Raw genomic sequence first — 21,303 nt, 5'->3', positions numbered from 1 at the left:
CGCCGTGCAGCTGACCATCCTCTACCGCGGCCCGCTCGCCTCCTGCGACTACGACTGCCCGTACTGCCCCTTCGCCAAGCGCAGGGACAGCCGCGAGCAGCTGCGCGCCGACCGGGAAGCCCTGGAGCGCTTCGCCACCTGGGTGGCCGGGCAGCACGGCGACCGGCTCTCGATCCTCATCACCCCGTGGGGCGAGGGGCTGGTGCGCTCCTGGTACCGGCGCACGCTGACCGAGCTCTCCCGGTTGCCGCAGGTGCGCCGGATCGCCATCCAGACCAACCTGAGCTGCCGCACCGGCTGGACCGCCGACGCCGACCCGGAGACGCTCGCGCTCTGGTGCACCTACCACCCCGGCCAGACCCCCTACGACCGCTTCCTCGGCAAATGCCGCGAGCTGGCGGCGGGCGGCATCCGGTACAGCGTCGGCATCGTCGGCTTCCCCGAGCACCTCGAGGCGGGCCGCAGGCTGCGCGCCGAGCTGCCGGAGCACGTCTACCTGTGGGTGAACGCCCCGGAGGGGCACCCGCTCACCGACGCCGAGGCCGCCGCCTGGACCGAGCTCGACCCGCTCTTCGGCTACAGCCGCCACCCGCACACCTCCGCCGGGCGGCCCTGCCGCACCGGCGAATCGGTGATCTCGGTGGACGGCGACGGCACCGTGCGGCGCTGCCACTTCGTCCCCGCGGAGCTCGGCAACCTCTACGACGGCTCGTTCCGCGCGGCGCTGCGCCCGCGCGGCTGCCCGCTCGCCGCCTGCGACTGCCACATCGGCTACGTGCACCTGGAGACCCTGCCGCTCTACGACGTCTTCGCCGGCGGTGTGCTGGAACGCATCCCGGCTGCGCCGACGGCGCTGTCGCTGGCACCGATCGGCCCTCGCACCGAGACTGGTACCGGTCGCTGACGCGGCCGCTACGAAAGGGAGCAGCATGGACGCGAACGAGATCCTCGCGGTGGCGACGGATTCGATGACGGTGCGCCGGGTCTACGGCGAGCCGATCGAGCGGGACGGGGTGCTGGTGATCCCGGCCGCAGCGGTGAGCGGTGGCGGCGGGAGCGGCGGCGGTGCCAAGGCCGACGGCGAGCACGGCGAGGGCACCGGGTTCGGGCTGAGCGCCAAGCCGGTCGGGGCTTTCGTGATCAAGGACGGCACCGTGCGCTGGCGGCCCGCGCTCGACGTGAACAGGACGGTGCTGGTCGGTGCCGGGCTCGTGCTCTCCGGGGTGCTGGCCGGGGTCGTCATCTCGATCACCGCGATCCGGGGCAGCCGGTAGACGTCCCTTCAGCACGAGTCGATCGGCCGTCGCCGCGATGACCTTCGGCACTGCGGCGGGCCGCCTCGGCGTGGTGGCATGGAGACGTTGATTCCGAGCGGGAAGGCGGGCGGCCGGTGGCAGAGCGCGAGCCGAGTGCGATCACCGGTGACCCGGTCCGGCACGCCGTCGACCTGGGCCGCGCCGAGGCCATGCGGCTGCTGGCGAGCGTGACCTACGGCCGGATCGTCTTCACGCACAACGCGCTGCCCGCCATCCGGCCGGTGAACCACCTGGTCGACAACCAGGTCATCGTGGTGCGCACCGCGCTGAGCTCGGGGTTCTCGCACTCGGTGCGGGAGGACCGGTCGATGGTGGTCGCCTACGAGGCCGACGAGATCGACCCGGCGCTCCGGCTCGGCTGGTCGGTGGTGGTGACCGGGCTCGCGTACCCGATCACCGCGCCGTCGCTGCTCGCCGAGTACGGCGGCAGGCTGCGGCCGTGGGTGCAGCGGCAGACGGACGCGCTGATCGCCATCGAGCCCACCCTGATCACCGGGACCGCGCTGGTCGAGGCCGCCGCGGCCTGACGCTCGGCGGGTGATCGTCAGCACCCCGTCGGGCGGGGCGGGCCGGGGGCGGAAGCGCAGCGTCGCCGGCCGCTCCCGGCTCAGCCGCCGTGCGCCACCAGGACCGGGCAGTGCGCCCGCTGCACCAGCGCGTTGCTGGTGGAGCCGAAGAGCAGCCCGGCGAAGCCACCCCGTCCCCTGCTGCCGACCACGAGCAGCTGGGCCGCCCGCGACCAGCGCAGCAGGTGGTGCCGCGGCCCGGAGAGGTAGAGCTCGCGGCGCACCTCGACCTCCGGGTACTTCTCGCTCCAGCCCGCCAGCTGCTCGCACAGCATGCGCTTCGCGGTCTCCGCCAGCTCGGGGTCGTCGATGCCGTCCGACGCCCCGGCGAACTCGCCGTAGGGCAGGTCGATCCAGGAGTGCAGCGCGACCAGATCGGCGCCGCGCGCGCTCGCCTCGGCGAAGGCGGCGGCGATGGCGGGCGCGCCCGCGGCCCCGCCGTCCACCCCGAGCACCACCGGGCCCGCCGGGCCGCGGCGCCGGTCGAACTCGCGGTCGCGCACCACGACGACCGCGCCGTCGGCGTGCGTGCCGACCGCGAGCAGCGTGGAGCCGAGGTGCGCCGCGGTGCCGCCGGTCCCGGTCGCGCCGAGCACGACCAGGTGCGCCCCGGCCGAACGATCGATCAGCGCGCCCGCCGGTGCGCCCTCGGCCAGCTCGGTCCGCACCCGCACCTCGGGTGCGGTCGCGGCGGCCAGCTCGGCCGCGGCGAGCAGCACCTCGCCCGCCCGGACCCGGAGCCCGCCGACCAGCGGCGCCGCCCCGGTCAGCGCGCGCACCGGCTCCAGGTCGACGGCGTGCACCAACCGCAGCGTGCGGCCGCGGGCGGCGGCGGTGGCCGCCGCCCAGCGCACCGCGCGGTCGCTGCCTGCCGAGCCGTCCACCCCGGCCACGATCGGCGCCGCGACCCGGGGCGGGAACTCGTCGGAGCGAACAGTCATGGTCGGGGCCTCCAGGGGGTTGTGGCGGGCCGCGGCTCGGCCCGTGCCCCGAGTCTCGGCCGCGCGACGACCGATCGGTACGGCCGTGCGCCCCGACCCGGCGGTGGCTTTGGTCCCCGGCTCGCAGTGCCGGTCGGCCCATCGCGGAGGGCCCCCGATCTCCGGGGCCTGCCCGCGCGATTGACGGAATAGTCTGCGCGGCAATATTTTCGGCCGATAGGGTACTGGACATGAACCACAAGGTCTGGTTGCTCGGGCGGTCCCTCGGAGTCGGTGCGCACATCCTGGGGGAGCGGGTGACCAGGCCGCGCGCCCGCGCGGTGGACGACGTCCCGGTCTCCGGCGCCACGCTCACCCCGGAGTGGCTGACGGCGGTGCTCTGCGCCGCGGTGCCGGGCGCCGAGGTGACCGGGTACGAGGTGGCGGGCGGCAGCGTCGGCACCGCCACCAGGACCGCGCTGCGGGTCACCTACAACGACGCCGGGCAGGAGGCGGGGCTGCCCGAGGCGCTCTTCGCCAAGACCACCACCGCCTTCGCCCAGCGCATCCTGCTCGGCGGCGGGCAGATGATCGACGGCGAGACCAGGTTCTTCCGCGATTTCCGCCCGCAGGTCGAGATGGAGGCGCCGATCGGCTACTGGGGTGCCGCCGACCCCGGCTCCTGGCGCTCGATCGCGCTCATGGAGGACATCGCCGAGACCCGCGGCGCCGAGTTCATCGAGCCGACCGCGCGGATCGGCCGGGACCGGATGGAGGACCTGGTCCGAAACCTGGCCAAGCTGCACCGCACCTTCTGGCGGCACCCGGACATCGCGGATCTCAAGGACACCAAGCAGGCGCTGCGGGCGTACCTGGCCGCCATCGACATGCGCAAGCGCTGCGAGGTAGGGCTGCGCCGCGCCGAGGCGGTGATCCCGGAATCCCTGCGCGGCGACGCGGACCGGCTCTGGGCCGGGGTCGAGCGGGCGATCGCGCTCGCCACCGACGAGCTGCCGCCGACGCTGCTGCACGGCGACCCGCACATCGGCCAGACCTACGTCACCGGCGCGGGCCGGATGGGGTACGTGGACTGGCAGGTGGTGATGCGCGGCGGCTGGGCGCACGACTTCGCCTACACCGTGAACTCCGGCTGCGACCCGGCCGACCGGCGGGAGTGGGACCGCGAGCTGCTCGCCGCCTACCTGGACGAGCTCGGCGCGGTCGGCGGCGAGGCGCCCACCTTCGACCAGGCCTGGACGGCGTACCGGCAGCAGGCGCTGTTCGCCTACGCGGCCTGGGCCTTCACCATCGGGCGCGCGGTGTACCAGCCGAAGATGCAGTCCGAGCAGACCTGCCTGACCCTGCTGGAGCGGATCACCGCCGCCATCGACGACCACGAATCGCTGGCCGCGCTGGAGGTCTGAGTACCCGGCTCGCGCCCTGTTTCCGCGGCGCTCCGCCGACTCGAATTACGTTCTGCGAAGTATGTTTTCGGCCGGTTGCGCGGCCGAACACCGGGCTCGATAGCATCGTGCGGTCCCGGCTCGCGCCGGTCGACATTCGAGGGGGAGCGGCCGTGCCACGGCGTTGTGGTGCGCGGCCCGCCCGTACCGCAGCCGATCAGCAGGGAGAGAACGTGACGAGTACGTCGCAGGCCGGGATTCCGGTTCGATCGTGCCCGGTGGCGCACGGCGCGCCCGGCGACTCCGACGAGCCGCGCGTACCGCTGCACGCGCCGGACTTCGCGGCCGGCCCGCACTACTACTACGAGGAGATGCGCCGCCGCTACGGGGCCCTGGCGCCGATCGAGCTGGCGCCGGGGGTGCCTGCCACCCTTGTCCTCGGCTACCGCACCGCCGTCCGAGTGCTGAACGACCCGGAGCACTTCCCGGCCGACCCGCGCGTCTGGCAGCAGACCGTGCCGTCGGACTGCCCGATCCTGCCGCTGCTGGAGTGGCGCCCGATGGCGAGCCGCAGCACCGGCGCCGACTTCACCCGCTACCGCGGGGCCATCACCGCGAGCATGGACCAGGTCGACCTCTACGCCCTGCACGAAGTGGTGGAGTCGCTGGCGCTGCCGCTGATCGACTCCTTCTGCGGGGCCGGCGAGGCCGAGCTGATCAGCCAGTACGTCTACCCGCTGGTCTTCGGCATCGTGAACTACCTGCTCGGCTGCCCGCCGGAGATCGGCGCGAAGGTGGCGGCGGGCACCGCGGCGCTGCTGGAGGGGGTCGACGCCGAGGAGGGCAACCGGCTCCTCGGCGAGGCGCTCATGCAGCTGGTGACGCTCAAGCGCGGCCAGCCGCGCCGCGACATCACCTCGGAGCTGCTGCAGCACCGGGCCGGGCTGGACGACGTCGAGGCCTCGCACCACGTCTCCCAGGTGTACGGCACCGGCATCGAGTTCGAGCTGAACCTGATCGTGAACACGCTGCTGCTCATCCTGAACGACGACCGGTTCGGTGGCCGGGTGCTCGGCGGCCACCTCTCCACCAGGGACGCCCTCGACGAGGTGCTCTTCAACGACCCGCCGCTGGCCAACCTGCTGATCACCTACCCGCGCCAGCCGGTGCTCATCGACGACGTCTGGCTCCCCGCGCACCAGCCGGTGGTGATCAGCATGGCCGCCTGCAACAACGACCCGATGGTCCGCCGCACCGACCAGATCACCGGCAACCGCTCGCACCTGGCCTGGGGGATCGGCCCGCACGCCTGCCCGGCGCAGAGCATCGCCTATCTGATCGCGCAGGACTCCATTGATCAGCTGCTCGACGCGCTGCCCGAGCTGCGGCCGAACCTGCCGGATGGCCCGGTCTGGCGCCCCGGCCCGTTCCACCGCGCGCTCACCGCGCTCCCGGTCACCTTCCCGCCCACCCCGCCGATGAAGCCGGGCGCCGTCGTTCCGTCCTGACGATTCCGGCCTCGGCCCGGCCGCCGTCCGCCACAATCGGACCGTGGTGCAGTCGAAGGCGCGCGGGTGGACGGCCGCGCAGGCGGGCGAGCAGAGCGGCCGGGTCGCGGTGGTCACCGGCGCCAACAGCGGAATCGGGCTGGAGACCGCGCGGGCGCTCGCCGTCGCCGGTGCCACGGTGGTGCTCGCCTGCCGGGATGTCGGCAGGGCGGAGGCGGCGCGGGCGGCGATCGCGGAGTCGGCGCCCGACGCGCAGGTGCGGGTCGAGCAGCTGGATCTGGCCGCGCTGGCATCCATCACCGACTTCGCGGGGCGGCTGCCCTACCCCGCGATCGACCTGCTGATCAACAATGCCGGGGTGATGGCGGCCGCGCGCGGCACGACCGCGGACGGGTTCGAGATCGATTTCGGCACCAACTTCCTCGGCCCGTTCGCGCTCACCGGGCGGCTGCTCGACCGGCTGGCCGCCGCGCCGGCCGCCCGGATCGTCACCGTCGGCAGCCACACCGACCGCACCCCCTCCGCCCGGCTCGACTTCGAGGATCTGCAGAGCGAGAAGGGTTTCCGCACCTCGCGCACGTACGCCCGCTCCAAGCTGGCGGTCACCACCTTCATGGTGGAGCTGGACCGCAGGCTGACGGCGGCCGGGTCGTCCACCCGGGCGCTCGGCGCGCACCCGGGCGGGGTGCGGACCGGCATCCTGAACCAGCAGAACCGGCTGCTGCGCGCCGCCTTCGACGAGCGCCTCGCCCGGCTCACCAACTGGTTCAGCCAGAGCCCGGCCGACGGCGCTCGCGCCATCCTGCGCGCTGCGCTCGACCCGGCGGCGCAGGGCGGCGACTACTTCGGCCCCGGCGGCCGGAATCCGCTGGTCGGGCCGCCGGAGCGGGTGCCGATCAGCCGGCCCGCGCTGGATCCCGTGCTCGGTGCGCGGCTCTGGGGCGAGGCCGAAAAGCTCACCGGCGTCCGCTACCTCGGCGGGTAGCTCGCCGCGGGTTCCGCGTCGAACCGGTGGCGGGGCCGCCGGGGAGGGCGGAGAATGTGCCGGGGAAGCGACCGTCGGGGAGGCCGCGTGTTCGACCAGCTGTTCCATCGGGCCGCCGTCGCGGCCGGGCTCGCCGTCGTCGGCGCGCTCTGGCTCGCCTTCTTCACGCTGCTCCGCGCGGCGGGCTCGGCGGCGCCGTACGTGCTCGGGGTGCTCGCCGTGCTGGGGTTGCTCGGCGCCTGGCGCTACGCCGCCGCCGCGCCGGTCCGGCGCTGGCGCCGCTTCGCCCGGCAGTTCACACCGCCGGTGCGGGACGCGCTCGCGGTGGTGATGGACGAGGCGGGGTCGGGCCGCGCCTGGGCCGCCGCCGGGCTCTCCCGCCCGATCCTGGTCGACCGGGCGGGGGACTGGGGCGTCGTGCCCACCGCCGACGGCGCCGCGCTGCGGATCCGCCGCCGCCCCGGGCACCACGTCCCCGACTACGCGGGCGCCGCCCCGGTGCTCGCCCGCGCCCTCGGGGTCACCGCCGTCCGGGTCGTCGGCGGCCCGGCCGGCGTCCTGCACCTGTACCTGCACGTCCGCCGCGCGCCGGCCCCCGGCGGCGGCCGCACCGCGAAGTAGCCTCCGATCCGGCGGATCGGGCCGGGAGGCAGCGGCCGCTCGGCCCGGACGGACCTACTTGATCAGCGGGTCGCGCGGCATGCCGAGGATGCGCTCGGCGATCTGGTTGCGGGTCACCTCGGAGGTGCCGCCCGCGATGGCCATCCCGCGGGCGCCGAGCGTGGCCAGCGCGACGGTCGCCGCCGGGCCGTCCACCAGGGCCAGCTGCTCGCCGAGCAGCGCGCCGGAGATGGCCGCCCACTCGTTCATGTGCTCGGCCAGCGCGAGTTTGGTGATGTTGCCCTCCGGGCCGGGCCCGGCGCCCTCGATGCTGCGGGCGGCCCGGCGCAGGTTGAGCAGCCGCAGCGCGTGCTCGTCGGCGATGTAGCGCCCGGCCCGCGCCCTGATGCCCGCCGGCGGCTCCGGGTGCCCGTTCACCCCGGCCACGATGGCCGAGACCGGCAGCATGGCGGCGCCCGAGCCGCCGCCGATGCTCACCCGCTCGTTGCCGAGCGTGGCCCGCGCGACCGTCCAGCCCGCGCCCGGCGCGCCGACCACGTCCTCGTCCGGCACGAAGACGTCGTCGAAGAAGACCTCGTTGAACTCCGCGCCGCCGGTGATCATCCGCAGCGGCCGCACGGTCACGCCCGCGGCGTGCATGTCGACGATGACGGTGGTGATGCCGGCGTGCTTGGACGCCGCCGGGTCGGTGCGCACGGTGGCGAGGCCGCGGTGGCAGTAGTGCGCACCGCTGGTCCAGACCTTCTGCCCGGTGACCCGCCAGCCGCCGTCGACCCGGACGGCCTTCGTGGTGATGCCCGCCGCGTCGGAGCCGGCGGCAGGCTCGGAGAAGAGCTGGCACCAGATCTCGTCGCGGCGCAGCGCGGCGTCCACGAAACGCTCGATCTGCGAGGGTGTTCCGTGCTGGATCAGGGTGAGCACCACCCAGCCGGTGATGGAGTAGTCCGGCCGCTTGACCCCGGCGGCCCGGAACTCCTCGTCGACGACGAGCTGCTCGACGGCGCCCGCCGCCCGGCCGAACGGCTCCGGCCAGTGCGGCATGACGTAGCCGGTCTCGATCAGCCGCTCCAGCTGCGCGGCCTCGTCGCCGGCGGCGGCGATCTCGGCGGCCGCCGCGCGCGCCTTCGTGCGCAGCTCCTCGGCCTCCGGCGGCAGGTCGAGGCTGTCCGCGCGGCGCACGCCGGCGGCGGTGCGGTCGAGCACGTCCTCGGCGGGGCCGTCGCCGCCGAAGAGCGCGCGCACGGTCAGCGCCCGGCGCAGGTGCAGGTGCGCGTCGTGCTCCCAGGTGAAGCCGATGCCGCCGTGCACCTGGATGTTCAGCTCGGCATTGCGCACGAAGGCGGGGAAGGCGACGGCGGCGGCCGCGGCGGCGATCAGCCGGAACTGCTCCTCGTCCTCGCCCGCCGCGCGGGCCGCGTCCCAGACCAGCGCGATCGCGGACTCCGCCGCCACCAGCATGTTCGCGCAGTGGTGCTTGACCGCCTGGAAGGTCGCGATGGTGCGGCCGAATTGCTCCCTGACCTGCGCGTAGGCGACCGCGGTTTCGACGCAGTCGCTCGCCGCGCCCGCGGCCTCGGCGGCCAGCAGGGCACGGGCCCGCGCCACCGCCGCGTCCCTGGCGCCAGGCAGCACCGCGGCGATCTCGGCAGCGGCGAGGGTGACCCGCCCGGAGCGGCGGGTCGGGTCCAGGTTCTGCGGCGCCTCGACGGTGACGCCGTCCGCTCCGCGCTCCACGAGCAGCACGTCGTCGCCCGCGGTGAGCAGCAGCAGGTCGGCCGCGGCCGCGCCGAGCACCACCCCGGCCTCGCCCTCGGCGTGGTTGCCCGACACCGTGATCCGGCCGCGCAGCCCGACCGCGGCGGTCACCGAGCCGTCGGCCAGCCCGGGCAGCAGCCGGGCCCGCTGCTCGTCGCTGCCGGCGGCCGCGATCACCGCCGAGGCGATGACGGTCGGCAGGAACAGCCCCGGCGCGGCCGCCCGGCCCAGCTCCTCGACGACGACGACCAGCTCGGGCAGCCCGTACCCGGAGCCGCCGTACTCCTCGGGGAGGTGCAGCCCGAGCCACCCCGCCCCCGCGATCTCGGTCCAGAACGGCGGCGCCTGCTCGGTCTCGGCCTCCAGCAGCGCGCGCGCCGCGTCCCGCGCCTTGTGCGCGGCGAGCAGCGAGCGGGCCACCCCGGCCAGCTCACGGTGGTCGTCGGTCACGGCAATGCCCATCGGGGCCTCCTGTCCTTGTGCCCTGGTCCACGGTAGGCGAGAGGTGGCATCGTGGATGGCAGAATCTCTCACTCTGTCGGGGGCGGGCGCGCCGGGCTGCCCGCCGGCGCGCCGGATCCGCTCGAGAGTGGTTGCGCCGAGGACGAATTGGCGAATGCCGGGTACGCGGTGTCCAACTGTATGCTGGCGCGGTGACGAACGATCTCGAGGCGCATCTCGACGCTCTGCTGAACGAGGCGGTCGCCGAGCATCGCAGGCGGAAGGACGAACTGAGCAAGGCCAGCTGGGGTCTGAACGTCGGCGCGATCGCGCTCAGCGCGTGCACCACCGTCCTGCTCGGCCTGCACATCGACGGCGCGTACCTCGATGTCTCGCGCAATCTCGCGCTGGTGCTGAGCGCCGCGCTCACGCTGATCGCGAGCGTGAACATGTTCTGGGGCATCGACAAGTACTGGATGCGCCGCAAGGTCATCTACAACGACCTGGTCGTGCTCAAGGAGGAGTTCGACTACGTCTGCGCCATGCGCGGGCCGGGGATGCGCAAGGAGATGGAGGAGATCTTCGGCAGCTACCTGCACATCCTGCGCAAGCACACCGACTACTGGGAGGTGCGCGAGCGGCACACCAGCGTTGCCGTGCTCCCGCTCCCGACGAGCCGGTCCGAGTACAGCACCTCCTGAGCCGGGCCGCGGCACCGGCGTCGCCGCGGCGGGAGAACGCTGTCTCGTACGATCGACCCGTGCGTCACCTCGTGCGGTCGGTGTGGACCGAGCCCGCCCCGCCGGACCCGCCCCGGCCGCGCGGGCGCGACCGCGCCCTGGTCGCCGCGCTGCTCGTGCTCACCGCGCTGGAGGTGGCGCTGCGGCCCGATGTGCCGCACCGGATGATCTGGCTCGCGGTGGCGGTGCTGATCCTGCCCACGCTGCTCTGGCGCCGCACCCGGCCGCTGCCCGCCGTGGTCGTCGCCTTCGTGCTGTCGGCCGCCGTCACCGTGCTGCTCGGCGGCGAACAGTCCGACCTGACCACGCTCGGCGCGCTGTTGCTGCTGCCGTACGCGCTCTTCCGCTGGGGGTCGGGGCGCGACATCGTGCTCGGCGCGGCCATCGTGCTCACCGGGGCCGCGATCGGCACCGTCGGCAGCGGGCTCCCCGCCACCGACGCGGCGGGCGGGTTCACCGTGCTGTTCGCCGCCGCCGCGCTCGGGCTGGCGAACCGCTACCGGGCCGGGGCGAAGGCCCGCGAACTGGACCAGGTCAAGCTGCTGGAGCGGGAGCGGCTCGCCCGCGACCTGCACGACACCGTCGCGCACCACGTCTCCGCGATCGCCGTGCGCGCCCAGGCCGGGCTGGCCACCGCGCCCGCCCGCCCGGAGGCCGCCACCGACGCCCTGCGGGTGATCGAGGCCGAGGCGGCCCGCACGCTCACCGAGATGCGCGCCATCGTGCGCGCGCTCCGGGCCGGCCGCGCCGAGCTGGAGCCGAATCCCGGCATCGGCGACCTGTCCCGGCTGGCCCGCCCGGCGGGCGACGGCCCCGCGATCGAGGTCCGGATCGCGGGCCCGGTCGCCGAGCTCCCGCCCGCGCTCGGCGCCGCGGTCTACCGGCTGGCCCAGGAGTCGGTGACCAACGCGCTGCGGCACGCCCGCGCCGCCACGCGGGTACAGGTGCGGGTGCGCGCCGACGACAGCGCCGTCCGGCTCTCGGTGCACGACGACGGCGAGCACCGCCCGGCCGCGCCACCCGGGCTCGGCCGGCTCGGCATGAGCGAGCGCGCGGCGCTGTTCGGCGGCAGCTGCGAGAGCGGCCCGGCGCCCGGCCGCGGCTGGACGGTCACCGCGGTGCTGCCGAGGGAGGTCGCCCCGTGACGCTGCGCGTGCTGGTCGCCGACGACCAGGAGATCGTGCGCACCGGGCTGGTGATGATCCTGGACGCCCAGCCCGGCATCGAGGTCGTCGGCGCCGCGGCCGACGGCGACCTCGCCGTCGCGCTCGCCCGCGAACTGCGCCCGGACGTCTGCCTGTTCGACATCCGGATGCCGCGCACCGACGGCATCGAGGCCACCCGCAGGCTGGCCGGGCCGGAGGTGGCCGACCCGCTCGCCGTCGTCGTGATCACCACCTTCGACCTGGACGAGTATGTCTACGCCGCGCTGCGCGCGGGCGCCCGCGGCTTCCTGCTCAAGGAGGCGGGCCCGGAGCTGCTGGTGCAGGCGATCCGGGCCGCCGCGAACGGCGACGCCCTCATCGCGCCGAACATCACCGCCCGGCTGCTCGCCGCCTTCGCCGGCACCGCCACGGAATCCGCACCGGCGCAACCGTTCAGCCCGCTCACCGCGCGCGAGGAGGAGATCCTCGCCGCGGTGGCGCGCGGCCGCACCAATGCCGAGATCTGCGCCGAGCTGCACATCGGGCTGAGCACGGTGAAGACCCACATCGCCAGCCTGATGGCCAAGCTCGGCGCCAGGAACCGGGTGGAGATCGTCATCTGGGCGTACGAGACCGGGCGGCGCTGACTCGGCCGAAAGGCGGAGGCATCTCCGGCCGCCGGGCCGATGTGCGGAGTACCCCCGGCGCGGAACACTTCCGGTATGACAGAGACCATGCGCGCCGTCGTGCAGCGCGGCTACGGCAGCCCGGACGACGTCCTCGAGCTCACCGAGATCGAACGACCCGTGCCGGGGGCGGGCGAGGTGCTGGTGCGGCTGCACGCGACGAGCGTCAACACCCCGGACTGGATACTGGTCACCGGAACCCCCGCGGTGCTGCGGCTCGGCTCCGGGCTGCGCCGCCCCTCGGCTCCCGTCCGCGGCAGCGACATCGGCGGAACCGTCGCGGCGGTTGGCCCCGGCGTCACCGACCTGGCGCCGGGGGAGGCGGTGTTCGGGTCGGGGTGGCGGAACCGGGCGGGCGGCGGGGCGGGCACCTTCGCCGAGTACACCGTCGCGCCCGCCGATCAGCTGCTGCGGAAACCGGCGGAGCTGCCGTTCGCCGAGGCCGCCGCGGCGGTGATGTCCGGGATCACCGCGCTCACCGCGGTCCGCGACGTGATCGCCGCCGGGCCGGGCACCCGGCTGCTGATCAACGGCGCCTCCGGCGGGGTCGGCACCTTCGCGGTGCAGATCGCGGCCCGGCTCGGCGCGCGGGTCACGGCGGTGTGCAGCGGCCGCAACGCCGAGTTCGCCCGCTCGCTCGGCGCCGAGCGGGTCATCGATCACACCGTCGAGGACTACACCCGCGGCGCCGAGCGCTACGACGCGATCCTGGACAACGTGCTGAACCATCCGCCTGCCGCGAGCGCCCGGATGCTCACGCCCACCGGCGTTTACGTGCCGAACAGCGTGGGCGCGGGCAGCAGGCTGCTGGCCGGGCTGCCGCGGATGGCGCGGGCGGCGACGCTGCTGCGCCTGACCGGTACCCGCGTCCGCACCGTCACCTGCGTGCCGAACCGGGAGAACCTGGCGGCCGTGGCCGAGCAGCTCGGCAGCGGCGAGGTGACCGCCATCGTCGAGCGGAGCTATCCGCTCGGCGAGGCGACGTCGGCGGTCGCGCACATGCTCGGGCACCGGGCCAGGGGCAATATCGTGATCACGCTGTAGCCGGGCGATCAGCTACCGATCGGCTATGGCTGCGCGTAGAGTCGACCCACCTCGGTCGGGACGGCTCGGAGGAGCACGCCATGAGATCGCTCTGCGTCGTAGTCGCCCTGCTCCTCGTGCTCGCCGGGTGTACTGCCGACGATTCCGGCGGCTCGGCCGCCGGGACCAGCGGCCCGCCGGCCGCCGGCGGCGACGCCGCGCGGATCACCGATCTGATCCGCGGGAAGGTCGCCGCGGCGGGCGTCACCGGTGCTGTCTTCGGGGTGTGGCGCGGCGACGAACAGATCGTGCTCGGCGCGCTGGGCGACTCCCCGGTCGGCGTGCCCGCCGCCGCCGACCAGCGGGTCCGGGTCGGGCAGCCGATGGAGCCGATGCTCTCCACCGTGCTCTTCCAGCTCGAGCGCGAGGGCGTGCTCGCGCTGGACGAGCCGATCGCGCGCTGGCTCCCCGACTTCCCGCGCGCCGCCGCCATCACCCCGCGCATGCTGGCCGACAGCACCAGCGGCGTCGCCGACTACGTCACCGACCCGGAGTTCCTGCGCCGCTTCGCGGCGAACCCGATCCGCCCCTACACCGCACGGGAACTACTCGACCTCGCGAACTCGCGCCCGCCGCTCTTCGAGCCGGGGACCGGCTGGTCCTACGCGCACAGCGACCTCGTCCTGCTCGGCGAGGTACTCCAGCACGCCTCCGGCAAACCCCTCGGCGAGCTGATCGCCCAGCGCATCACCGGCCCGCTCGGGATGGCGGACAGCGCGGTCGTGCTGACCTCCGAGATCGCCGCCCCCTACCTGCACGGCTACACCACCGAGCGCGCCGTCTTCGAGGACTCCACCTTCTGGAACCCGACCGCGTTCCTGCACTCCGGGAACATGAACGCCCCGGTCGCCGACATCGGCCGCTGGGTGCGCGCGCTCGGCACCGGCGAGCTGCTCGAACCCGCGCAGTTCGAGGCCATGATGGGGCCGTCGACGGCCGGGCTCGGGCCGTTCACCACCGAGCGGTACTTCGCCTTCGGCGTGGTGCACCTGGGCGAATGGCTCTACATGAACCCCTCCTACGGCGGCTACGACGGCGTCGCGCTGTACGACACCACCAGCCGGACCACCGTCGTCGTCTACACCACCGACGGCCCGGCGTCGGACGGCAACGCCAACTCCGCCATCCCGATCGGCACCGCCGTCGCGGGTGCGCTGGTGCCCGAGCGGCCGCCGCGGCTGCCCTGAGCCCGGCTCAGCCTGCGTGCGTGCTGTCCAGCACGGTCGCCGCCACCAGATTCGGGTCGTCGATCATCGGCACGTGCCCGACGCCGGGCAGCACCCGGAAGGTGGCCAGCGGCAACCGCTCCCGCGCGATCGGGCCGAACCGCTCGACCGGCAGGATCGCGTCGTGCTCGGACCAGGCCACCGTCACCGGGCAGCGCGGGGTGCAGGCGGTCAGCGCCTCGTCGCTGCCGAGCAGGTCGGCGGCGACGGCGCACTCGGCGGTGTCGGCGGCGGTGCGCGCCGCGTCCGCGGCGGAGAGCCGGTCGCCGCGCACGGCGACATCGCGCAGCACCAGCCTGCGCACCGCGGGGATCCGCAGGAAGGGCGGCGCCACCGGCCTGGTCGCCCGCGCCAGCCACACCACCCTGCGCAGCTTGCGCACCGCGCCGGAGTGCGCGGCGTCGGCGCGCCAGAGCCCGGCGGGGGAGAGCGCGCAGACGCTCGCCGCCCGGCCGCGGGCCGCGAGCTCGAGCGCGACCCAGCCGCCCATGGAGTTGCCCGCCAGGTGCGGCCGGTCCAGCCCCAGCCCGTCCAGCAGCCGCTCGGCATCGTCGACCACGTCGGCGAAGCGCGCCGGGCGGCGCACCGCCGCCGCGCCGCCGCGATGCCCGAGCGCGGTGGGCGTGTGCACCCGGTGGTGCGGTTCGAGCAGCGGGACCACCTCGCGCCACACCGCCCCCGACATGACGACACCGTGCAGCAGGACCAGATCGGGGCGTGCGGAGACCACCCGCGAATTGTCCACCCGCGCAGTGCCGCGGCGCCAACCGCCATTTCGATGGCACGTCACTTGATTGCGCACAATTCATGCGGCACGATCACGGGGTGAGCACTCCCGAGGTCGCCGACCGCACCCCGTCCTCGCCCATCGTCCGGGCCCTGCGCCTGCTGGCCCGGCTCTGGCTCGGCATCAGCCTGGTCTTCGCCGGGATCAGCCATCTGAGCTTCGCGCGGCAGGACTTCCAGGCCCAGGTCCCCGCCTGGGTGCCGCTGAACGAGGACTTCGTCGTGCTCGCCTCCGGCGTGGTGGAGATCGTGCTCGGCGCCGCGCTGCTCTTCGCCCCGCTGCGCTGGCGGCCGATCGTCGGGGTGGTCGCCGCGCTCTTCTTCGTCGCGGTCTTTCCCGGCAATATCGGTCAATGGCGGGAGGGGGTCGACGCCTTCGGGCTCGACACCGACACCGAACGGTTGGTCCGGCTGTTCTTCCAGCCGGTGCTCATCGCCGTCGCGCTCTGGTCGACCGGCGGCTGGAGCTGGCTGCGGGAGCGCGTGCGCCGCTGATCAGTGCTCGGGCAGCCGCATCCCGACGGCCTGCCAGTCGCCGGAGACCTCGACCCGGCCGACGACCGCGAGTCCGGCCCGCCCCGCGGCCGCCGCCACCTGCTGCCCGTCGAGGTGGCCGGGGCGGGCGGCGGTCGGGGTCAGCAGCCAGAGCCGGGTGCGCGGGGCCATGGCCTCGGCGCAGCTGAGCAGCCGATCCTCCAGGTCGCCGTCGGCGCCGCGCCACCAGACCAGCAGGATGTCCGGTGCCCGCAGGGTCGAGCCGCCGGTCAGGGCGGTGCCGGTGACCGCCTCGACCTCCGCCCGGAGCGGCTCGTCGGCGTCCGTGCCGTGGCCGATCTCCCGCACCACCTGGCCCGGCCGGAAGCCGAACCGGACCACCGCCGCGATCGAAGCGCTCACTTCGGACCTCCCTCGACTCCGCGCCGGGTTCGGCGCGCACCCCCGATCCCAGCGAACTCGATGGAGGTGCCCCTTCGATACCCCGGCCTCCGCGGTTCACGCCGGCGGCCACGCTGTCGTTGCCGAACCGAGTCCGAGACCGGGTCGGCCGCGCCACCTCGGGTCCCGGCCGAGCAGCGCCACCACCCGATCCAGCCCGTCCGCGCCGGACCACGGCACCTCCGGGCCGAAGGCCGAACCGGGCGCGGTGCGGGCCGCTCCGCCCGGCACGACCGCCGCGACCTCGTACGCGGCCGCCAGCACCCGGTCGTCGAAGCGCACCGGCAGCCCCAGCGTGCGGGCGATGTCCCAGGCGTGCACCACGTAGTCGACGAAGTGGAAGCACACCGCCTGCGCGCCGGAGAACTCCCCGCCGAACTCGACCAGCGGAACCCGGCGCGCCGACACCCCCGGCTCGGCGAAGGCGGCCAGCACCGCCTCGGCGGCGGCCAGGTACTCCCCGGCCGGGTCGGCGCCGAGCGGCCTGACCTTCCAGGCGGCTGGATCCCCGTCGCCGCGCACGGCGGCCGCGAAGCCGAGGTGCTGGGCGACGGAGTGCGTGAGCAGGCCGTGCAGGGTCCAGTCCGCGCACGGCGTCGGTAGCCGCAGGTCGGCCGGGCGCACCCCGGCGACCAGTTCGACGCTCGTGCGCACGGCCGCGGCATGGTGCGCGATCAGGTCGGTGCGGGCGGCCAGCGCGTCCAGCGCGGCGAGCGGGTGTACCGCGGAATCGGTGGTCATGATCGTCCTCTCATAAGCGTCTGCTTATCGTGTGCTTATGCTTACGATCTGTCAACCGCTATTTTCGAACGGTGCCCGACCGCCGCCCCGACCTCGCCGCCATGATCGTCCCGCTCGGCCGCGCCCTGATGGCCGCCGAGCAGCCGGTGCTCGACCGGCACGGCATCTCCATGTGGGGCTACTCGGTGCTGCTCGGCCTCGGCGCCGAACCGACCCACACCCAGTCCGCCCTCGCCAAGCGGATCGGCGCCGACAAGACCCGGATCATCCCGGTGCTGGACGAGCTGCAGCGGCAGGGGCTGATCCGCCGCGAACCCGACCCCGCCGACCGCCGGGTCAACCTGGTCGCGCTCACCGACGCGGGCCGCGCCACCCGCGATCGCGTGCAGGGCGATATCCAGCGGGCCGAGGAAACGGTGCTCGAGCCGCTCGCCGCCGCCGACCGGTCGGCGCTGCTCCGGGCGCTGCGCGTGCTCTACGAGGCGAACCGGAACCCGGACTGAGCCGTCCGGCCGGTCGAACCCGGACCCAGCCGCCCCACCGGGCCAGCCGAATCCCCTCGCGAATTCGCAGCGAACGAGAGGGAACCTTCATCGTGATGTCACCGCGATCGGCACGAACGGCGCTCATGCGCCTCGCCCTGGCGGGCGCGCTCGGCGCCGCCGGGCTGATGGGCACCGCGGGCGGCGCCACCGCCGCCCCCGGCGCGCGCGTCGTCGGGGCAGAGCAGGTGAACGACCGGCAGCAGAACGTGCAGGTCTTCTCGCCCGCGATGAACCGGCCGATCACCGTGCAGGTCATCCGCGCCGCCGCGAGCACCCCGCGGCCGACGCTGTACCTGCTCAACGGCTCCGGCGGTGGCCCGAACGGCAGCGGCTGGGACGCGCAGACCGACGCCGTCGGCTTCCTCCGCGACCGCGACGTCAACGTGGTCACCCCCTACGGCGGCAGCAACTCCTACTACACCGACTGGATCCGCGCGGACGCCGTCCTCGGCTACAACAGGTGGCAGACCTTCCTGAACGAGGAGCTCCCGCCGGTCATCGAGGCGTATCTGAACGCCGACGGCAACCGCGCGCTCGCCGGGGTCTCCATGAGCGGCACCTCGGTGCTGAACCTCGCCATCGCCAAGCCCGGCTTCTGGAACAGCGTCGCCTCCTACAGCGGCTGCGCCCAGACCTCGGACCCGGTGGGCCACGAATTCGTCCGGATCACGGTGGAGAACTGGGGCGGCGGGCAGAGCGTCGAGAACATGTGGGGCCCCGCCTCCGACCCGCTCTGGCGCGCCAACGACCCGCTGCTCAACGCCGAGGGGCTGCGCGGCACCGCCGTCTACCTCAGCACCGGCAGCGGCCTCCCCGGCCCGCACGACAACGCCGCCGACCCGCGCGTCCGGGACGGCCGCATCCCGCTCCCCGTCCAGCTCGCCTTCGGCGGCCCCATCGAAGCCGCCATCCGCTACTGCACGATCAACCTCACCGACCGGCTGCGAGAACTGAACATCCCGGTCACCCTCGACGACCGCCCCACCGGCACCCACTCCTGGGGTTACTGGGAGGACGACCTCCGCACCAGCTGGCCCTTCCTGGCTCAATCCATCGGCACGAACTGACCTACCTCGGCCGGGAGCAGGTGCAGGGCGAGGAGCGCGGCGTCGTCGATGACGCCGCCGCCGAGCTCGGCGAGCAGGCCGCGGAGCGCGGCGACGAGTTCGGTGGCGGTGACCGGGGCCAGGTCGCGGACGAAGGCGAGCAGCGCCTCCTCGCCGTAGACGTCGGCGGGGCCGGTGCGCGCCTCGATCAGCCCGTCGGAGTAGAGCAGCAGGGTGTCGCCGGGGCGCAGCATGGTGCTGACGGTGGTGATGTCGGCCTCCGGCAGCACCCCGATGAGCTGACCGCCCGCGGTGGGCAGGAATTCGGCGCTGCCGTCGGCGCGCAGCAGCAGCGCGGCCGGGTGCCCGCCGCCGGCCAGGGCGATGTGCGCGGCGTCCCGGCCGAGCGTGAGCTGGCCGTAGAGGACGGTGCAGAAGCGCGGGTCGTCCGGGTGGTGCGAGTCGAGCATGACCCGGTTCAGCCTGCTGAGCACCGAATCCGGCTCCGGGTCGTGCACCGCCGCCCCGCGCAGCGTGTACCGCACCCGGGAGGTGAGCGCCGCCGCGCCCGCGCCCTTGCCGCAGACGTCGCCGAGGAAGAAACCCCAGCGCCCCGGCCCCTGCGGGAACAGGTCGTAGAAGTCGCCGCCGACCTCGTCGAGCGAGGCGATGTGGTAGTGCGCGGCCACGTCGAGGCCGGGCACCGCCTCCAGCGCGGGTGGCAGCAGGGTGCGCTGCAGGATGGTGTTGACCCGCTGCAGCCGCTCGCGCTCCCGCTCGGCCTCGCGCCGGGCGCGCAGCAGCTCGGCCTCGTAGGCGCGGCGGTCCCTGGCGTCGAAGACGGTGGTGCGGATGAGCTGCGGCTGCCCGTCCGCCCCCGACTTCACCACCGAGCTGAGCAGCACCGGGAGCCGCTCGCCGTCGGCGGTGCGCAGCTCCAGCGCGATCCCCTTGACCTCGCCCTGCATCCGGAGCAGCGGCGCGAAGTGGGTCTCGTGGTAGAGCCGCCCGCCGACGGTCAGCAGGTCGTTGAAGTACCGCCGCCCGACCAGCTCCTCGCGCGGGTAGCCGAGCCAGTCGAGCAGGGTGGTGTTGACCTTGGCGATCTGGCCGTCCAGCAGCGTCGAGAGGTAGCCGCAGGGCGCGTTCTCATAGAGGTCGTCGGTGCTGTCCTCCAGCAGCGCGGAGAACTCCGCCGCGTCCGCGGCACCCCGCGTGTGGCGGGCGCCGAACTCCCCGGCGGCGCCGATCATGACGGCCCGCCCCCCGGAGCGTCCAGCCCGGTGACGAAGGCGCGGATCGCCGCGGCGGTCTCCTCCGGCGCGGCGAGCTGCGGGCAGTGCCCGGTCGCGTTCAGCGTGACCAGCGTGCTGCCCGCGATCTCGGCGTGCACGAACTCGCCCACCTCGCGCGGGGCGATGGCATCGTTCGAGCACTGCGCCACCAGCGTCGGCACCCGGACCGCGGCCAGATCGCCGCGGTTGTCGGAGAGGAAGGTGACCCGGGCGAAGACGCTCGCGATCGTGGGGTCGGTGCGGCAGAACTGGTTCTCCAGCTCGGCGGCGAGCTCCGGCCGGTCCGGGTTGCCCATGATCATCGGGGCGGCCGCGCCGGACCAGCCCAGGTAGTTGGCGTCGAGCGACTCCAGCAGCTCGTCGATGTCGGCGGCGCTGAAACCGCCGCGGTAGCCGGTGGCCGGGTCGTCCAGGAAGCACGGGCTCGGCGCGAGCAGCACCAGCCCGGCGAACAGCTCCGGCGCCGCCGCGGCGGCGAGCACCCCCATGGTCGCGGCCACCGAGTGCCCCACGAAGATCACCGGGCCGAGGCCGATCTCGCGGCACACCTCGACGACGTCCTCGGCGTAGGAGCGCATCTCGCCGTAGCGCTCGGCGCTCCACGCGGAGAGGTCGGAGCCGCCCGCGCCGACGTGGTCGAACTGCACCACGGCGAAGTCGGGTTCGAGCAGCGGGGCCACCAGCCGCCACATGTTCTGGTCGCAGCCGAAGCCGTGCGCCAGCACCACCACCGGGGTGCCGGTGCGCCCGGAAACCGCTACCCGGTTCCTCGCAACCACGTTCATCCGTCCATCCTGACAGACCGGGCAGCGGCAGCCACCGACACCGGAGCAACTCCGGGGAAATCATTCGCCAACAAGCGTTTTAGCTCATGCGCGTGTTCGTTCGGGGCGTCGCGCGGCTTCGCAAACCGTCCAGGATGAGCTCGAGGCCGTACTCGAATTCGTCGCCGTGGTCGTACCCCGCGCGCAGCACGTGGTGCTCGGCGAGCTCGGCGAAATACGGATAGTCCCCGGTCGGCAGGGTGGCCATGATCCGATTCGCCACGTCGGCGGTCTCGTCCCCTCCGTCGAACGGCAGCGCCGCCTCCTGCAGCGCGAAGCCGTAGATGTAGCTGTCCAGGACCGAATACGCGTGCGCGGTCAGCTCCAGCGAGAAACCGGCGCGGCGCAGGCAGCCGATGACCGCGTCGTGGTGCCGCAGCGTCGCCTGCCCCGGCGCCGCCCTCGACTCCATCAGCCCGACCGCCCAGCGGTGCCTGGCCAGCGCCGACCGCGCCGATCGGGCCCGCGCGCGCATGGCGTCCCCCCAGTCCGCGTCGGCGCCGGGCAGCTCGATCTCGGCGAAGACCAGGTCGACCATGCCGTCGAGCAGGTCGCTCTTGCCGCGCACGTGGTTGTACAGCGACATGGCCTCCACCCCGACCAGGGTGCCGAGCCGGCGCATGGTCAGCGAACCGATGCCGTGCTCGTCGGCGAAGGCGACGGCGGCGCGCAGGACGTGCTCGCGGGTGAGCGGCGTGCGTGGGGGCATCGACACCTCGGGATTGACGGTACTTA

Annotated in this window: 23 protein-coding genes; 15 read left to right on the top strand and 8 right to left on the bottom strand. The window is 74.2% G+C overall.

Going from position 1 to position 21,303, the window contains the following annotated elements:
• Positions 1 to 4: 4 nt before the first annotated feature.
• The 3 genes from LTT61_RS05155 (at position 5) to LTT61_RS05145 (ending at position 1,843) form a co-directional block, all read left to right on the top strand.
• Complete coding sequence (locus tag LTT61_RS05155) at positions 5 to 904, top strand: STM4011 family radical SAM protein (RefSeq protein WP_233018781.1); 900 nt, start codon at positions 5 to 7, stop codon at positions 902 to 904.
• A 25-nt stretch (positions 905 to 929) separates the two neighbouring features.
• A complete protein-coding gene (locus LTT61_RS05150) occupies positions 930 to 1,274 on the top strand; it encodes a spore germination protein GerW family protein (protein ID WP_233018780.1) in 345 nt (114 codons plus the stop codon).
• Positions 1,275 to 1,465: 191 nt separating this feature from the next.
• Positions 1,466 to 1,843, top strand: a complete 378-nt coding sequence (locus LTT61_RS05145; RefSeq protein ID WP_233020879.1) for a pyridoxamine 5'-phosphate oxidase family protein — start codon at positions 1,466 to 1,468, stop codon at positions 1,841 to 1,843.
• 80 nt (positions 1,844 to 1,923) lie between these two features.
• On the opposite strand, the gene LTT61_RS05140 is transcribed toward LTT61_RS05145, so the two are convergent.
• A complete protein-coding gene (locus tag LTT61_RS05140) occupies positions 1,924 to 2,823 on the bottom strand; it encodes a universal stress protein (protein WP_233018779.1) in 900 nt (299 codons plus the stop codon).
• 230 nt (positions 2,824 to 3,053) lie between these two features.
• On the opposite strand from LTT61_RS05140, the gene LTT61_RS05135 reads away from it, so the two are divergent.
• From LTT61_RS05135 to LTT61_RS05120, 4 genes are all read left to right on the top strand, one after another.
• Positions 3,054 to 4,226 (top strand): aminoglycoside phosphotransferase family protein, encoded by a 1,173-nt coding sequence (locus LTT61_RS05135; RefSeq protein WP_233018778.1) that lies wholly within the window; start codon positions 3,054 to 3,056, stop codon positions 4,224 to 4,226.
• A 212-nt stretch (positions 4,227 to 4,438) separates the two neighbouring features.
• Positions 4,439 to 5,713 (top strand): cytochrome P450, encoded by a 1,275-nt coding sequence (locus LTT61_RS05130; protein ID WP_233018777.1) that lies wholly within the window; start codon positions 4,439 to 4,441, stop codon positions 5,711 to 5,713.
• 43 nt (positions 5,714 to 5,756) lie between these two features.
• Positions 5,757 to 6,698 (top strand): oxidoreductase, encoded by a 942-nt coding sequence (locus tag LTT61_RS05125; RefSeq protein ID WP_233018776.1) that lies wholly within the window; start codon positions 5,757 to 5,759, stop codon positions 6,696 to 6,698.
• An 87-nt stretch (positions 6,699 to 6,785) separates the two neighbouring features.
• The gene (locus tag LTT61_RS05120; protein WP_233018775.1) at positions 6,786 to 7,319 is read left to right on the top strand and encodes a hypothetical protein; all 534 of its coding nucleotides are present in this window, start codon (positions 6,786 to 6,788) and stop codon (positions 7,317 to 7,319) included.
• 54 nt (positions 7,320 to 7,373) lie between these two features.
• Here the strand turns inward: LTT61_RS05120 and LTT61_RS05115 are convergent, their stop codons facing one another.
• Positions 7,374 to 9,536, bottom strand: coding sequence for an acyl-CoA dehydrogenase (locus tag LTT61_RS05115; RefSeq protein ID WP_233018774.1), 2,163 nt, complete (start codon positions 9,534 to 9,536; stop codon positions 7,374 to 7,376).
• Positions 9,537 to 9,727: 191 nt separating this feature from the next.
• Between LTT61_RS05115 and LTT61_RS05110 the strand changes: the two genes are divergently transcribed.
• The 5 genes from LTT61_RS05110 (at position 9,728) to LTT61_RS05090 (ending at position 14,356) form a co-directional block, all read left to right on the top strand.
• Positions 9,728 to 10,216 carry an SLATT domain-containing protein gene (locus tag LTT61_RS05110; protein ID WP_233018773.1) on the top strand — a complete coding sequence of 163 codons (489 nt, stop codon included), beginning with the start codon at positions 9,728 to 9,730 and terminating at the stop codon, positions 10,214 to 10,216.
• Positions 10,217 to 10,275: 59 nt separating this feature from the next.
• Entirely contained in the window at positions 10,276 to 11,400 is a 1,125-nt protein-coding gene (locus LTT61_RS05105; RefSeq protein ID WP_233018772.1) for a sensor histidine kinase, read from the top strand.
• Entirely contained in the window at positions 11,397 to 12,047 is a 651-nt protein-coding gene (locus tag LTT61_RS05100) for a response regulator (RefSeq protein ID WP_233018771.1), read from the top strand. The genes LTT61_RS05105 and LTT61_RS05100 overlap by 4 nt, the downstream gene beginning before the upstream one ends.
• A gap of 75 nt (positions 12,048 to 12,122) precedes the next feature.
• The gene (locus tag LTT61_RS05095) at positions 12,123 to 13,130 is read left to right on the top strand and encodes an NAD(P)-dependent alcohol dehydrogenase (protein WP_233018770.1); all 1,008 of its coding nucleotides are present in this window, start codon (positions 12,123 to 12,125) and stop codon (positions 13,128 to 13,130) included.
• 80 nt (positions 13,131 to 13,210) lie between these two features.
• Complete coding sequence (locus tag LTT61_RS05090; protein ID WP_233018769.1) at positions 13,211 to 14,356, top strand: serine hydrolase domain-containing protein; 1,146 nt, start codon at positions 13,211 to 13,213, stop codon at positions 14,354 to 14,356.
• Positions 14,357 to 14,363: 7 nt separating this feature from the next.
• On the opposite strand, the gene LTT61_RS05085 is transcribed toward LTT61_RS05090, so the two are convergent.
• Entirely contained in the window at positions 14,364 to 15,125 is a 762-nt protein-coding gene (locus tag LTT61_RS05085; protein WP_233018768.1) for an alpha/beta fold hydrolase, read from the bottom strand.
• Positions 15,126 to 15,202: 77 nt separating this feature from the next.
• Between LTT61_RS05085 and LTT61_RS05080 the strand changes: the two genes are divergently transcribed.
• Positions 15,203 to 15,676, top strand: a complete 474-nt coding sequence (locus tag LTT61_RS05080; protein WP_233018767.1) for a hypothetical protein — start codon at positions 15,203 to 15,205, stop codon at positions 15,674 to 15,676.
• Here LTT61_RS05080 and LTT61_RS05075 read toward each other — a convergent pair whose 3' ends face one another.
• Together LTT61_RS05075 and LTT61_RS05070 are read right to left on the bottom strand one after the other, a co-directional pair.
• The gene (locus LTT61_RS05075) at positions 15,677 to 16,078 is read right to left on the bottom strand and encodes a DUF3052 family protein (protein WP_233018766.1); all 402 of its coding nucleotides are present in this window, start codon (positions 16,076 to 16,078) and stop codon (positions 15,677 to 15,679) included.
• Positions 16,079 to 16,174: 96 nt separating this feature from the next.
• Positions 16,175 to 16,858 (bottom strand): TIGR03086 family metal-binding protein, encoded by a 684-nt coding sequence (locus tag LTT61_RS05070; protein WP_233018765.1) that lies wholly within the window; start codon positions 16,856 to 16,858, stop codon positions 16,175 to 16,177.
• Between the two features lie 71 nt (positions 16,859 to 16,929).
• Here LTT61_RS05070 and LTT61_RS05065 point away from each other — a divergent pair, with 71 nt between their 5' ends.
• Together LTT61_RS05065 and LTT61_RS05060 are read left to right on the top strand one after the other, a co-directional pair.
• The gene (locus LTT61_RS05065; protein ID WP_420094736.1) at positions 16,930 to 17,361 is read left to right on the top strand and encodes a MarR family winged helix-turn-helix transcriptional regulator; all 432 of its coding nucleotides are present in this window, start codon (positions 16,930 to 16,932) and stop codon (positions 17,359 to 17,361) included.
• A gap of 125 nt (positions 17,362 to 17,486) precedes the next feature.
• Positions 17,487 to 18,470 (top strand): alpha/beta hydrolase, encoded by a 984-nt coding sequence (locus tag LTT61_RS05060; protein WP_233018764.1) that lies wholly within the window; start codon positions 17,487 to 17,489, stop codon positions 18,468 to 18,470.
• Here the strand turns inward: LTT61_RS05060 and LTT61_RS05055 are convergent.
• The 3 genes from LTT61_RS05055 to LTT61_RS05045 form a co-directional block, all read right to left on the bottom strand.
• Positions 18,449 to 19,702 (bottom strand): PP2C family protein-serine/threonine phosphatase, encoded by a 1,254-nt coding sequence (locus LTT61_RS05055; RefSeq protein ID WP_233018763.1) that lies wholly within the window; start codon positions 19,700 to 19,702, stop codon positions 18,449 to 18,451. The genes LTT61_RS05060 and LTT61_RS05055 overlap by 22 nt on opposite strands.
• Positions 19,699 to 20,529: an alpha/beta fold hydrolase gene (locus LTT61_RS05050; RefSeq protein WP_233018762.1), complete on the bottom strand. Its 831-nt coding sequence runs from the start codon at positions 20,527 to 20,529 to the stop codon at positions 19,699 to 19,701. The genes LTT61_RS05055 and LTT61_RS05050 overlap by 4 nt, the downstream gene beginning before the upstream one ends.
• Positions 20,530 to 20,608: 79 nt before the next feature.
• Positions 20,609 to 21,277 (bottom strand): TetR/AcrR family transcriptional regulator C-terminal domain-containing protein, encoded by a 669-nt coding sequence (locus LTT61_RS05045; RefSeq protein WP_233018761.1) that lies wholly within the window; start codon positions 21,275 to 21,277, stop codon positions 20,609 to 20,611.
• Between the last annotated feature and the right edge of the window lie 26 nt (positions 21,278 to 21,303).

This window comes from Nocardia asteroides (genome assembly GCF_021183625.1).
GTDB lineage: Bacteria > Actinomycetota > Actinomycetes > Mycobacteriales > Mycobacteriaceae > Nocardia > Nocardia asteroides_A.
This window is presented reverse-complemented; position numbering and strand designations above follow the sequence as displayed.

What these genes read in the sequence shown, in the direction of transcription:
- LTT61_RS05055 (WP_233018763.1), bottom strand. Translation starts at nt 19,702, where the DNA reads ATGATCGGCGCCGCCGGGGAGTTCGGCGCCCGCCACACGCGGGGTGCC.
- LTT61_RS05070 (WP_233018765.1), bottom strand. Translation starts at nt 16,858, where the DNA reads ATGACCACCGATTCCGCGGTACACCCGCTCGCCGCGCTGGACGCGCTG.
- LTT61_RS05060 (WP_233018764.1), top strand. Translation starts at nt 17,487, where the DNA reads ATGCGCCTCGCCCTGGCGGGCGCGCTCGGCGCCGCCGGGCTGATGGGC.
- LTT61_RS05050 (WP_233018762.1), bottom strand. Translation starts at nt 20,529, where the DNA reads ATGAACGTGGTTGCGAGGAACCGGGTAGCGGTTTCCGGGCGCACCGGC.
- LTT61_RS05140 (WP_233018779.1), bottom strand. Translation starts at nt 2,823, where the DNA reads ATGACTGTTCGCTCCGACGAGTTCCCGCCCCGGGTCGCGGCGCCGATC.
- LTT61_RS05150 (WP_233018780.1), top strand. Translation starts at nt 930, where the DNA reads ATGGACGCGAACGAGATCCTCGCGGTGGCGACGGATTCGATGACGGTG.
- LTT61_RS05095 (WP_233018770.1), top strand. Translation starts at nt 12,123, where the DNA reads ATGACAGAGACCATGCGCGCCGTCGTGCAGCGCGGCTACGGCAGCCCG.
- LTT61_RS05090 (WP_233018769.1), top strand. Translation starts at nt 13,211, where the DNA reads ATGAGATCGCTCTGCGTCGTAGTCGCCCTGCTCCTCGTGCTCGCCGGG.
- LTT61_RS05045 (WP_233018761.1), bottom strand. Translation starts at nt 21,277, where the DNA reads ATGCCCCCACGCACGCCGCTCACCCGCGAGCACGTCCTGCGCGCCGCC.
- LTT61_RS05145 (WP_233020879.1), top strand. Translation starts at nt 1,466, where the DNA reads ATGCGGCTGCTGGCGAGCGTGACCTACGGCCGGATCGTCTTCACGCAC.
- LTT61_RS05115 (WP_233018774.1), bottom strand. Translation starts at nt 9,536, where the DNA reads ATGGGCATTGCCGTGACCGACGACCACCGTGAGCTGGCCGGGGTGGCC.
- LTT61_RS05135 (WP_233018778.1), top strand. Translation starts at nt 3,054, where the DNA reads ATGAACCACAAGGTCTGGTTGCTCGGGCGGTCCCTCGGAGTCGGTGCG.
- LTT61_RS05080 (WP_233018767.1), top strand. Translation starts at nt 15,203, where the DNA reads ATGCGGCACGATCACGGGGTGAGCACTCCCGAGGTCGCCGACCGCACC.